Genomic DNA, 12,656 nt, shown 5'->3' with positions numbered 1-12,656 from the left:
CAAAATTTGCTTTTTTGTTTAATTTATTATTAAATTTGTTGAACAAAAAAAAATAAAACCATGAAAAGAAAAAAATCTTCAAAAAATTATCACTAAGTTTAATAGCTGTGTTTTTATTAGTATCATGTAGTAATGACGATGACAACACAGTCATAATTACTCCTGAAACAATATCAGAAATTGCAATTGCAAGTCCTGGTTTAAGTACTCTGGTGCAAGCCTTACAACGTGCAAACCTTGTAACTACACTTAATAGCGCTGGACAATATACAGTATTTGCACCTACGAATACTGCTTTTGATTCGTTTTTAACTGCTAATAATTTCAGCACAATAAATGATGTACCAGTAGACTTATTAACACAAGTATTATTAAATCATGTCATTGATGGAGAATTTCCATCAACAAGTTTAAGTACTACTTACATTAGTACTCTTGCCACTCAAGAAGGTACAGGTTTAAACCTTAGCATGTTTGTTGATACCTCTAATGGCGTAAAATTAAATGGCGTATCTAATGTTGATATAAATAACGTCAATATAGATGCTACAAACGGTATCATTCATGTTGTTGATGCCGTAATAAGTTTACCTTCAATAGCAACACTAGCTACTGCTAATTCAAACTTTAGCACGTTAACAGGTGCTTTAACTCCAGACTTGGTAACAACTTTAAGCAGTCCTGGCACATTTACAGTATTAGCTCCAGACAATGATGCATTTAATGCTTTACCTGCAATCCCTTCTGGAGATGCATTAGTAAACGTATTACTCAACCATGTATTAGGTAGTGTTGTTCAATCTTCTGATTTAGTTACAGCAGAAGCTGGTTACACCAATACATTAGCAACTGGCCCCGGAATGAAAAACATAAGTCTATACTATAATGTACGTAACGGAGATGTTACTTTCAATGGAGAAACAATTAAAGTTACTGTACCAGATTTAGTTGCAACAAACGGAATAATTCACGCCATTAATGAAGTAATTACTATACCTACGGTAGTTACATTTGCTGCTGCTGATCCAAATTTCTCAACTTTAGTATCAGCACTTACAACGCTAACACCTGCTACCGATTTCGCTGGTATTTTGTCAAGAACTGATGGCGGCAATGGAGATAATATTAACCCACCATTTACAGTATTCGCGCCAGTTAATACAGCTTTTGATGCTATTACTGTTCCAGCTGAACCAACATTAACTCAGGTTTTACTACATCATGTAGTTGGAGGCGCTAACGTTCAATCTGGTAACCTTAACGCTAATGGAGATACTCCTGCAGCAACCTTACAAGGTCAAAATTTAACAATAACCTTACCTGGAACAAATGGAAATATTGCAGATGTTGAAGATGGCGCAGGAAATGAAGATATTGGAATCGTTAAGGTTGATGTTCAAGCAGGAAATGGTGTAATTCACGTACTTAATAAAGTAGCTTTACCAGGAGCAGAATAAAAATATAGTTTGGTTTGTTTAGAATAGGCAAGTTTTGATGATAATAGTTAGTAAAATTGTCTATGAAAAGGGTCCCTTAAAGAAATTTAAGGGGCTTTTTTCTTTGGGCTTATATTTTCCTTCAACTGTGAAATTTTTGGTATTTACTAACTTACCTTTTTCATAGTAATTCCAAATACCATGCTTTTTCCCTCTTCTATAATATCCCTGAGCAATTAACTCTCCTTTAGGATTGTAATATTTTGATTCGCCATTTAACTCTCCATTCTCATAGAAATAAGTTTTTAAAACCCTGCCTTTTAGTGTGTAGTTTATTGCTTCTCCTTCTAGTTTTCCACTTTTATAATATGTTTTTTCAGCAATTTGACCGTTTTTAAAATAGACATATCTTTCCCCATCTAATTGTCCTGAGTCGCTATAATGTTCTAAAGTTAATAGTTTGTCAGAATTTTTCTGATAATACTTCCATGTACCTATATAGGTTTTATGCCGCATACGACCTTCACTAATAACCTTTCCTTTTGAAGTAAAAAATTTAACCTCAGCTATAGCACTAGTATCATTAAATTGTCGCGTTGCGGTAAGTACTGCTTTTCCTTTTATATTTTTGTAGAACTTAAATAATCCTGTTTCTTTTCCGTGATTGAATGCACCTTCATACCTTAATATTTCGGTGCTATCAAATGTTTTTCGCCAAATACCATGACGCTTTCCTCTAGCATCAAATTGATTGACAGTTTGAGCAAAAGACGAACTTAAGATCATCAAGAAGAAACAGAATGACAGTAATCTTTTCATTTAAAATTATTAAAGTGAACATAATAGAAACGTTAATATTCCTGAATTCTTGTAAACAAAAAAGCTGCCAAAAGGCAGCTTTAAATTATTTCTTCTTTTTTTGTTGCATTTGTTTCTGTTTTTCCGCTTGCTCCATCATTTCTTTCATTTTAGTTTGAAACTTATTTTGTTTTTTTGGTTTCTTTTTATTCTCTTGAATTTGGGCGTGAATTTTGTCTTCATCCAAAATATAATTTTTAATTACCAATATGATTCCGATACTAATAACGTTTGATATGAAGTAATACAAACTCAATCCAGATGCATAATTATTAAAGAAGAACAGCATCATTATTGGTGAGAAATACATCATATATTTCATCATTTTAGCCATATCTGGCATCCCTTCCTGTTGTGGTTGCGACTGCATGTTCTGTCCAGTAGTTAAACGCATGTAGAAGAAAATAGCAATTGATGCCAAAATAGGAAACAAGCTAACGTGACTTCCGTAAAATGGGATATGAAATGGCAATTCAGCAATAGTGTCATAAGATGATAAATCTTCTACCCAAAGAAAACTTTTCTGTCTTAAATCAAACGCCGATGGGAAAAACTGGAATAACGCATAAAATACAGGCAACTGTATTAAAGCAGGTAAACACCCTGCAAGCGGACTCGCTCCTGCTTTGGTTTGCAACGCCATAGTTTCTTGTTGCGCCTTCATTTTATTATCCTTATGCTTCTCACGAATAGCATCTAACTCTGGCTTTAAAATTTTCATTTTTGCCTGAGACAAGAACTGTTTGTATTGTACAAAAGACAATAGTATTTTTACTAAAACTGTCATCACAACAATAGCAATACCGTAAGGTAAGAAACCACCCAAGAAGCCAAATAATGGCATAAAAATATAACGGTTAATCCATCCAAAAATACCCCAACCAAATGGTACTATTTCATCTAAATTTCTATTGTAGCTATTTAGAACATTAAAATCATTAGGTCCAATATACCAGTCCATAGACTCATTGATTTCGCCTCCCTTTAATTCTAAAGGCATTTTAGATGCAAACATTTTTGTATATACAGTATCTATTTCTTCATCTTCAACCAAATTTTCAGTTTTGATTGTTGCCGATTTAAAGGCAGTATCAGTTAATAAAACTGAAGAAAAGAAATGTTGTTTGTAACCTATCCAAGTAACATCTTCCAGAGTTTCATCTGCATCGCGTGCTCCTGTATAATCTGCTTTCCCGCCTTCATATTCATAATGCACATCTGTATATCTGTTTTCATATGAAATACTTTTTGCATGCCTATAACCCTTCAATTCCCAATCTAAATTAATAGTTTGAGAACTGTTAATCACATCACTTAAACCTTGAGATTTTACACTAAAATCAATCATGTAATCGTCAGGTTTTAACTCGTAGCGGTATTCTAAAAACTTGGTTTCAGACACCTTAAATTTCATTGAAACAATTGTATTTTCTCCGTTTTTGGATACAGTAGGCTCAAAATATAAATCTTGAGTGTTTAAAACACGACTATCAGTAGTTCCAAAATTTAAATTGAAAGCTGCATTCCCATCTTTAACAATATAAATAGGAATAGAATCATAATCTACAAATTGTTTAAGTTTTACTTCAGATAAGTAACCTCCTTTATTATTGAATTTCAGCGAAAACACATCTGTTTCAACTAAAGTTTCTTTATCAGTAGCTCTTGAAGCAGAATATGCCAAAACTCCTAACTTATTTTTTAATTGAACTTGCTGAAGCGAATCTAAATTAGAATCTATTTTAAAATTATCAGAAGTTTTGACTAAAGTTTGCTTTTCCTCTTTAGCTAATTTCTCAGTTTCAACCTGCTCTTGTTTCGCTTTCTCTTGCGCTTCTAATTCTTCAGGAGTGGGTTGATTTTTATAAAACCAAAATATAATTAGACCAAAAATTAATGCGTAGCCTATTATAGTTTTAATATCAAATTTCTTTTCTTCCATATATAGTTGGTGTTATTCTGAGTGAAACTTAAAATTTAATTTAAATTCAATTTGAATAACGAATTGTTTGATTAGGTTTAGTGTTTAACAAAAAACTATCCAGTTTATCATTAAATGCCACAATGACATCATTTTGAATTTTTATGTTTTAAAGCTGCCTTTACAAATGCAACAAATAATGGATGCGGATTTGCTACAGTACTTTTATATTCAGGGTGGTATTGTACACCTACAAACCAAGGATGATCTGATATTTCTACAATCTCAACCAATTCAGTTTTAGGATTTAAACCTGTGGCTTGCATACCTCCTTTTTCAATTTGAAATCTATAATCGCTATTAAACTCGTAACGGTGTCTGTGGCGTTCTTTAATATTTTCTGTTTTATAAACTTTTGCAACTTTACTATCTGGCATTAATGCACAATCCCATGCGCCTAAACGCATAGTACCTCCTTTATTTTTAATGGTTTTTGCTCTTCCATTAAATCTATTACTGGATGTAAAGTATCGGGATCCATTTCGGTAGAATTGGCATTTTTTAGATTTAACACATTTCGTGCAAATTCTATAACTGCCATTTGCATTCCTAAACAAATACCTAAAAAAGGAATATTATTTTCTCTAACGTATTTTACGGCTGATATTTTCCCTTCTATACCACGTTCTCCGAAACCAGGAGCTACTAAAACAGCATCTAAATGCCCAAGCATTAACTCTGTGTTTTCATCATTTAAATACTCAGAATGTACTGACTCTACATTAACCTTAACTTCGTTTGCTGCGCCTGCATGAATAAAGGATTCTAATATAGATTTATAAGAATCTTGTAATTCTACATATTTACCTATTAAACCAATATTAACCTCGGTTTTAGGATTTTTATAACGTCGTACAAATTTATTCCAATTAGCTATATCTGGCTTTGTACTTTCTAAATCTAACTTTTTGAGTACTATTTTATCCAATCCTTCTTTCAACATCAAATTAGGTACATCATAAATAGTAGATGCATCAATAGATTGAATTACAGAATCGGCAGTTACATTACAAAACAAGGCTAATTTTCTGCGTAAATCTTTTGGTAAGTTATGTTCAGTTCTACACACCAAAATATCGGCTTGTACTCCACTTTCCATCAATGTTTTTACACTATGCTGTGTTGGTTTGGTTTTTAATTCCCCAGCAGCAGATAGATATGGTACTAAAGTTAAATGAATTACGAGTCCATTATTTTCACCTAAATCCCAACGTAATTGACGTACAGCTTCTATGTAAGGTAACGATTCTATATCTCCAACCGTTCCACCAATTTCAGTAATTACAATATCGTAATCTCCTGATTTTCCTAGAATTTGAACACGTCGTTTAATTTCGTTTGTAATATGAGGCACAACTTGAACCGTTTTCCCTAAAAATTTACCTTCACGTTCTTTTTGAATTACGCTTTGGTAAATACGACCTGTAGTTACATTGTTCGCTTGACTTGTAGGCACATTTAAAAAGCGCTCGTAATGTCCTAAATCTAAGTCGGTTTCCGCACCATCTTCGGTCACATAACACTCACCATGCTCGTAAGGATTTAATGTTCCTGGATCTACATTAATGTATGGATCTAGTTTTTGAATGGTAACTCTATAACCTTGAGCTTGTAATAGTTTGGCTAAAGATGCGGCAATAATACCTTTACCTAATGAAGATGTAACCCCACCGGTTACGAAGATGTACTTTGTCTTGCTTGTCATGTTGCGCTTATAAACGCAGGCAAATTTACAAAATTAAAATAGTTATATGGGAATTGTTTTTTAGATATTTCAAGGATTGTTATTAACAGAAGTAATTGACAATAAATTATTGATTTTCTTGATACAATTTCCCTTCTCACTCGTCTTACTTTAAAAATAATTCTAAAAAAACGCAATAGGTTAAAAATCTTGCGTCTTTATAATTGAAGAGCCTTTAAAAAGCGCCTTTAAATGAATCATCAATCAGAAAACAGTAAAAAGCTAAATGCGTTTTTTAGTGAAGAATACCACTCACTTAAAACTTATGTAAACTCTAAACTTAGGGCAAGCGTAAACCGTGATGCAGAAGACATCATACAAGATGTGGCTTTAAAATTATTTTCTGGAGCAGAACGCTATTCGCCTATAAATAATGTTGCAGGTTTTGTATACCGTGCTATAAAAAATAAAATTATAGATGTTATGCGCGCTAATAGTAAAACAATACATCATCAAGAAAATGATAACGAAACAAAACTTTTCGCCTTTGCTACACTTGTTTATGAAGATGAAGACAATTCCTATTCTGAACACATGAAAACCGAGTTAAAAAATGCCATTTTAAGCCTAAAATCCGAATATCGAGACATCATTATCGCAGTAGATTTTGAAGGCTATAATTATAAGGAAATAGCTCATGAAACTGGAATTCCGTTAGGTACATTAATGTCTAGACGCCATAGAGCAATTTCTTTGCTTTACAAAAAACTAAAACTTAAAAAAGAAACAATTAATTAAATAAAAATAATATGTCGAATTTTTTTAAACATAAACTAAGAGGCAAATCTCCAGGAGAGATTGCTGGAATGATCATTTTCGGAATTATTGCCGTAATAGGATTAGCAACACTTTTTGGCTTCATAATCATGTGGTTATGGAATTGGTTAATGCCAGAACTGTTTGGACTACCCGAAGTTAACTATTGGAAAGCAGTCGGAATCTTTGTCTTATCCAAAATTCTTATTAGCGGATTTGGGGGAGATAGTTGTACCTCTTCAAAAAGCTCTAAATCTTCCTGCGAAAAAGATTCTAAAAGCGACTTTTCTAAATGGAAACACTACGATAAATTTTGGAAAGAAGAAGGTAACAAAGCCTATGAAGACTATTTACAACGTGTAACTAATGAACTAGAACCCAATGATTAACTTTTATTATTTCAATCACGATTTGCAAAAAAAACTATTTATACTTCGAACTGATATTAAGACAGAAAAAAGAGTAAAAGCCATAAAACCATTTTTTGATAACCATTCTAATATTTTAGAATGGTCTATCGATATAGAAGACATAGACAATGTTTTAAAAATAGAAGCTATTGGGAATTTGAATGAAAGCGATGTAATACATCAAATAAAAGCACAAGGTTTTTATTGTGATGCTTTACCTGATTAGGGGTTGTAAAATTTCAAGAAAACTCTAAATCTTCAAATCATTATAATTGATGTACTTCATCTAAAAAGAAATCGTATATATTTGTTTCAAACGAATACTATTTCATGCTCAAATTATACTGTTTTAAAAATAAAAAGAAGATTAAAGCGTTCTTAATATTTCAGTATTTAATTAGTTTCAAAAACAGTATCAATAACTTTTTATCGTTTAAGAAAATCAGAACTTTAAATTTAGTATTCTTTTCTATCTTAATAAGCATTTCGACTTTCGCGCAGACACCTCACAAAGAAGTTACCGCAGAAAAAGGAGACGGGGTTTATTCCATTCTTAGAAAAAATGGTTTTGAACCTACAATCCATTACAAAACATTTATTGAACTCAATAAAGACAGATTAAAACCTAATAATAGCTTACTCATTGGCGAAGCTTATTTGCTTCCAATCAAGGAAGCAGACTCAATTTCAGTTCCAAAAACTCTTCCCGTAAAAGACAGTCTTCCTAAAAGAGTTGTGCCTGTTAAATCCATTCCAAAACCAAAAGACACAGTTGTTAACATCGCACAAATTAAAACACCAATTTTCGGGAAAGCATATGAAGATGTACCTATAGAAAGTAAAACTTTAAAAGGTGCCATCTATTATTTAATTTCTGGCCATGGTGGTCCCGATCCAGGCGCGATTGAAACTTATAATAGCAAATTAATTTCTGAAGATGAATACGCTTACGATGTTACTTTACGATTGGCGAGAAAACTAATTGCAAACGGTGCAAAGGTTTACATTATTATTAAAGATGAAAATGATGGGATTAGAGATGACAAAATTTTGGAAGTAGATCACGATGAAGTGTGCTATCCAAACAGTCCAATTTCCCTGAGTCAAAAATTACGCTTAAGGCAACGTACAAAAGCAGTAAATAAACTATTCTTAAAACATAAAGGTGCCTACCAACGCTTAATAGTAACCCACATTGATAGCCGAAGCAAAGGCAAAAATATTGATGTGTTTTTCTACCATCATAACAAAAGTAAAAGTGGTAAAAAGCTAGCTCAAAATATTCATAATTCGTTTAAACGGAAATATGCCAAACACCAACCTAATAGAACATACTCAGGCTCTGTAAGCCCAAGAGGTTTGTATGTGATTAAAAACACGCTACCTGCAATGGTATATATTGAATTGGGTAATATTAAAAATAAAAAAGACCAAAAACGGATTCTTAATTATGAAAATAGAGATGCTTTAGCAAATTGGATTTATAGTGGGTTGTTGATGGATTTTGGGGAGAACTAAGTTTTCTAAAATTTATTTTAATAATATTTTTCAGTCATTAAAAAAGGATATTTATACCGAAGTTGTTGTTTCTCATTTATAAATTCTTCTTTATTTGTGTATCTTAAATTTTCTTTATCAAACTTCAGTTTAACTTTACTGTTTTCTTCTCTTAAAGTATCTATTACAGCTAAATGAGTTGATAAAACAGTTATATAATCTTGGTATTTAGTATTGGAATTGAACTCATATTGAAATATAGTATTCTTATTAATATTACTTTCAAAACTTTCAACTAATTGATGCTTTGAAGTCATAACATCATTAATAAATAAAGTTTTCCCAATTCGCACTTTTAAAGTATCATTGGAGGTATTATTTTTCTCTAGTTTAAAGAAACGCGTTTTTCTGATATGGAAGCCATGTAGAATATCAAATTCTTGATAACCTCTATCTTTCAATTTAATTTTAATTCCATTGTTTGAAAATCGAGTAGCATTTAAATCTTCTTCAAATGTTGCCCAAATCACATAGTTTATTTCAGCTTTCTTTATTTGATCTTCAACCAATTTAATTGTTTCCATTTTGGCATCTCTATTTGCTGATACTCTAATAGCCATTTTTGCTTGATATGGCTCATATAGGTCGCTCTTATCTTCAATAAAATCTAGATAACTATTATTTAAATCGTTTTCATAATAACCAAATGAAAGTTTTAATTTTTCTTCTTCTTTTAAATATACATCGCTGTAATAATAAAAAGAATTGACATTGTTATAATAAGATGTTGGCAATTCAATTAAAGGCTTAAACTTTAATTGATTATTATCTATATGCTTATAATTAATAAGTTCAAAATTAGATAAACCATAAGAAAAAGTTACAAATAGTATAAAATGTACTATCATTATTTTAAACCGCCTCCTTCTAATAACCAAACTAAGCGTTTTCCATATTTCAAGATATAGTACTATTACAAGAATTATCATAAAACAGATAAATTCAGGCAGAAAGTTAAAATCTGTAAAAGACATTGAAAAAATCCCAAAGATGTAGCATATCTTCAAAAACCAAAAGGAGAAAGATGAGTTTAAAAACAATTGATCATTTATTATTCTTCTACTTTTAATCTGTTTTTTTCCAAAGTAATGATTTGTACCTCCGAGAATAATACTTATTGCAATTGAATTTCCAAAAATTAACGACAATGCGGCAAAAAACCAATTATAAATGCTTCTTTCATTTTCACTTAAAATATTAGGCAAGTGTCCAAAACCACTAGACATTAGCCTAATTGACTCTCTAATTAAATAAGCAAATCCATATATTGCTAATGCATATGCCAAACCTATTAAAACACCTAAGATTAATCGCTCAAAAGCTATATCACTTAGATTTATAGATGAATCATAAAAACGTCTCTTTAGCTTCATTAGTTTGGATTACTTACAATTATAAGTATTATTTTTTTCATTGAGTTACAGAAATAGGAAATATTTTCCTGTTTTCTTATTGAAATCTTAAAAATATATTCTTCATTTCATCGCTAATTCCAACTATTTTTAGGAGCTTTACAACTTAACATAGGGTAGTACTCAAAATTTATGATTTCAAAGAAAATCGACAAACATAGTTTAATTCTCAAAAGACGACTTCGTCAACAAAACACATTAAAAGAATTAACTGAAATAGACAACAAAACACTACAACACATAGTTCAGGCTTTTAAAACTGTAAAAAACAGTTCTTATTCAAAAGAAGATATTGATACTTTTTCAAGGTGTGAAACTTACAGAAATTGTCTTCTTAATGATATGAGAGTAATTAGTTATGAAGTTTTTGGATTAAACCAAACTGCTCTAGTTAAAGACATATGTAAAAAAGCTGCCTCTACACCTAAATGGTGTGAGTTTTTGTATATGATTATAAAAGGTTTTGATGCGCCACAAGTTTTAGAAATAGGAACAAACTTAGGGATTTCTGGTTCTTATATTTTGGAAGCTATAAAAAACAAGAATGGTTATTTTGTAACAATGGAAGGCTTGCCTAAACTATGCGAAATAGCTTCGCAACAGTTTAAAACCATAACTCCAACATCTAATTTTGAGGTTGTTGAAGGCTTGTATGATACTACGTTTCCAAAAATTATAAAAAAAGATATTCTTTTTAACGTATTGTTTATTGATGGTAACCATAAAAAAGCACCAACACTAGACTATTTTAATACGCTAAAATCAACTATAAGTTCTCCAACTCTTTTTGTATTTGATGATATTTACTGGAGTAAAGAAATGAAAGAAGCGTGGCAAATTATTATGAATGACAAGGATGTCAATTATTCTATAGACTTATATGAACAAGGTTTAGTAATCATAGATAAAAAAGCGACTTTAGATAAAAAACATTTTAACTTACACCTTTCATACTAATCAGCATCTAACGGATTAAACCTTTAACAGCACCAAAATCCAAACCGCCATAATTACCAGAACTCATTAATAACAAGGCTTTGTTATCAAAATTCTGAGAGAACAGAAAATCTTTAAAATCGTCTGGATTGGTATAAATAATTAAATCTTCACGCTCAAAAGCTTCGGCGATTTGTTCGTGGGTTACTTTATCTAGTTTTTTAATTTCTACAGCATGTGGAGAATAAAAAACTACAGCAACATCGGCTGCATCGAGTGCCCCTTTGTATTCTTTTAAAAATTCGGCGTTTAAACTGCTATAGGTGTGCAATTCTAAACATGCCACTAAAGTTCTGTCTTGGTATTGCTCTTTTACGGCATTTGTTGTGGCTTCAACTTTACTTGGCGAATGTGCAAAATCTTTATAGGCAACACTTGTTGTGCTTTCGGCAATTTTTTCTAAACGTTTGCTTGCGCCTTTAAAAGTTGAAATAGCTTCATAAAAATCGTCTTCGTCTATACCCATGTGTTGGCAAATCCATTTTGCGCCAGCCAAATTATTTAAGTTGTGTTTTCCAAAAACTTCTATTGGTAAATCGCCTTCGGGAGTTTCTAAAAGTGTTTGTCCGTTTTCAACGGTGTATTCTGGAGTTTTATAGGCAATTTTTCTAATGGTATTTTCGCTTGCTTCTACTACCCGCTTTACTTCAGGGTCTTCTTCGTTGTAATTGATATTTCCGCCGTTAACGATTGAATCCACAAAAATGCTAAACTGCTCAACGTAATTTTCATAGGTTGGAAATACATTTATATGATCCCAAGCAATGCCACTTAACAACGCAATATTTGGTTTGTATAAATGAAATTTTGGACGTCTATCTATCGGAGAACTTAAATACTCATCGCCTTCTAGAACTATAAAATCGTTGTCCTCTGTTAGTTTTACCATCACATCAAAACCTTCTAATTGTGCGCCTACCATATAATCTACATCTCTGTCGTGATAATGCATAACATGTAGAATCATAGAAGTAATGGTTGTTTTTCCGTGACTTCCTCCAATTACAACTCTGGTTTTGTGTTTAGATTGTTCGTATAAAAATTCTGGGTAACTGTAAATTTTAAGTCCTAATTCTTGGGCTTTTAATAGCTCTGGATTATCTGCTTTAGCATGCATACCTAAAACGATGGCATCTAAATTTTTAGTGATTTTTTCTGGATACCAACCAAAGGTTTCTGGTAGTAAGCCTTTTGCTTCTAATCTAGATTTTGAAGGATCGAAAATAGTATCGTCGCTACCTGTTACTTTGTATCCTTTATTGTGGAGTGCTAATGCTAAATTGTGCATTGCTGCACCACCAATGGCTATAAAATGTACGTTCATAAAACAAATATCAAATTACATGAGGCAAATTCCAAATTATTTGTGGATTAGTTGTTTCTTCAAGGTTTACTGAAATTGTTTTTGTCGCGCAAAGGGGTTAAGATGCAAAGTTTAAAAATTATTGTTTCACGGAGATGCGCGGAGTATGCGCAGAAAAATACTTAATCACTTTAATAATTTGA

Annotated in this window: 10 protein-coding genes and 1 pseudogene; 6 read left to right on the top strand and 5 right to left on the bottom strand. The window is 31.7% G+C overall.

Going from position 1 to position 12,656, the window contains the following annotated elements; genetic code table 11:
* Positions 1 to 107 precede the first annotated feature (107 nt).
* Positions 108 to 1,457: a fasciclin domain-containing protein gene (locus AC0L5U_RS18740; RefSeq protein ID WP_473417952.1), complete on the top strand. Its 1,350-nt coding sequence runs from the start codon at positions 108 to 110 to the stop codon at positions 1,455 to 1,457.
* A gap of 60 nt (positions 1,458 to 1,517) precedes the next feature.
* Here AC0L5U_RS18740 and AC0L5U_RS18735 read toward each other — a convergent pair whose 3' ends face one another.
* From AC0L5U_RS18735 to AC0L5U_RS18725, 3 genes and pseudogenes are all read right to left on the bottom strand, one after another.
* Entirely contained in the window at positions 1,518 to 2,255 is a 738-nt protein-coding gene (locus AC0L5U_RS18735) for a toxin-antitoxin system YwqK family antitoxin (RefSeq protein ID WP_473417951.1), read from the bottom strand.
* Between the two features lie 85 nt (positions 2,256 to 2,340).
* Positions 2,341 to 4,236 (bottom strand): membrane protein insertase YidC, encoded by a 1,896-nt coding sequence (gene yidC, locus AC0L5U_RS18730; RefSeq protein WP_473417950.1) that lies wholly within the window; start codon positions 4,234 to 4,236, stop codon positions 2,341 to 2,343.
* A gap of 128 nt (positions 4,237 to 4,364) precedes the next feature.
* Positions 4,365 to 5,980, bottom strand: a pseudogene (locus tag AC0L5U_RS18725) (CTP synthase).
* Positions 5,981 to 6,211: 231 nt separating this feature from the next.
* On the opposite strand from AC0L5U_RS18725, the gene AC0L5U_RS18720 reads away from it, so the two are divergent.
* From AC0L5U_RS18720 to AC0L5U_RS18705, 4 genes are all read left to right on the top strand, one after another.
* The gene (locus AC0L5U_RS18720) at positions 6,212 to 6,757 is read left to right on the top strand and encodes an RNA polymerase sigma factor (RefSeq protein WP_473417949.1); all 546 of its coding nucleotides are present in this window, start codon (positions 6,212 to 6,214) and stop codon (positions 6,755 to 6,757) included.
* Positions 6,758 to 6,768: 11 nt separating this feature from the next.
* Complete coding sequence (locus tag AC0L5U_RS18715; protein ID WP_473417948.1) at positions 6,769 to 7,164, top strand: hypothetical protein; 396 nt, start codon at positions 6,769 to 6,771, stop codon at positions 7,162 to 7,164.
* Positions 7,157 to 7,411 (top strand): hypothetical protein, encoded by a 255-nt coding sequence (locus AC0L5U_RS18710; protein WP_473417947.1) that lies wholly within the window; start codon positions 7,157 to 7,159, stop codon positions 7,409 to 7,411. Before AC0L5U_RS18715 ends, AC0L5U_RS18710 begins: the two co-directional genes overlap by 8 nt.
* A gap of 104 nt (positions 7,412 to 7,515) precedes the next feature.
* On the top strand, positions 7,516 to 8,703 hold the full coding sequence (locus AC0L5U_RS18705; protein WP_473417946.1) for an N-acetylmuramoyl-L-alanine amidase family protein: 1,188 nt from the start codon (positions 7,516 to 7,518) through the stop codon (positions 8,701 to 8,703).
* Positions 8,704 to 8,720: 17 nt separating this feature from the next.
* On the opposite strand, the gene AC0L5U_RS18700 is transcribed toward AC0L5U_RS18705, so the two are convergent.
* On the bottom strand, positions 8,721 to 10,115 hold the full coding sequence (locus AC0L5U_RS18700; RefSeq protein ID WP_473417944.1) for a hypothetical protein: 1,395 nt from the start codon (positions 10,113 to 10,115) through the stop codon (positions 8,721 to 8,723).
* Between the two features lie 171 nt (positions 10,116 to 10,286).
* On the opposite strand from AC0L5U_RS18700, the gene AC0L5U_RS18695 reads away from it, so the two are divergent.
* Positions 10,287 to 11,111, top strand: coding sequence for an O-methyltransferase (locus AC0L5U_RS18695; protein ID WP_473417943.1), 825 nt, complete (start codon positions 10,287 to 10,289; stop codon positions 11,109 to 11,111).
* 7 nt (positions 11,112 to 11,118) lie between these two features.
* On the opposite strand, the gene AC0L5U_RS18690 is transcribed toward AC0L5U_RS18695, so the two are convergent.
* Positions 11,119 to 12,474 (bottom strand): UDP-N-acetylmuramate--L-alanine ligase, encoded by a 1,356-nt coding sequence (locus tag AC0L5U_RS18690; protein WP_473417942.1) that lies wholly within the window; start codon positions 12,472 to 12,474, stop codon positions 11,119 to 11,121.
* Positions 12,475 to 12,656: the final 182 nt, after the last annotated feature.

Source organism: Jejuia sp. G7-7 (assembly GCF_055808955.1).
The sequence above is the reverse complement of the archived record's forward strand: the minus strand, read 5'-3'. Positions and strand labels throughout refer to the sequence as shown.

Coding starts and splice junctions, on each gene's coding strand:
- AC0L5U_RS18735 (WP_473417951.1), bottom strand. CDS start 2,255: ATGAAAAGATTACTGTCATTCTGTTTCTTCTTGATGATCTTAAGTTCG.
- yidC (WP_473417950.1), bottom strand. CDS start 4,236: ATGGAAGAAAAGAAATTTGATATTAAAACTATAATAGGCTACGCATTA.
- AC0L5U_RS18720 (WP_473417949.1), top strand. CDS start 6,212: ATGAATCATCAATCAGAAAACAGTAAAAAGCTAAATGCGTTTTTTAGT.
- AC0L5U_RS18715 (WP_473417948.1), top strand. CDS start 6,769: ATGTCGAATTTTTTTAAACATAAACTAAGAGGCAAATCTCCAGGAGAG.
- AC0L5U_RS18710 (WP_473417947.1), top strand. CDS start 7,157: ATGATTAACTTTTATTATTTCAATCACGATTTGCAAAAAAAACTATTT.
- AC0L5U_RS18705 (WP_473417946.1), top strand. CDS start 7,516: ATGCTCAAATTATACTGTTTTAAAAATAAAAAGAAGATTAAAGCGTTC.
- AC0L5U_RS18700 (WP_473417944.1), bottom strand. CDS start 10,115: ATGAAGCTAAAGAGACGTTTTTATGATTCATCTATAAATCTAAGTGAT.
- AC0L5U_RS18695 (WP_473417943.1), top strand. CDS start 10,287: ATGATTTCAAAGAAAATCGACAAACATAGTTTAATTCTCAAAAGACGA.
- AC0L5U_RS18690 (WP_473417942.1), bottom strand. CDS start 12,474: ATGAACGTACATTTTATAGCCATTGGTGGTGCAGCAATGCACAATTTA.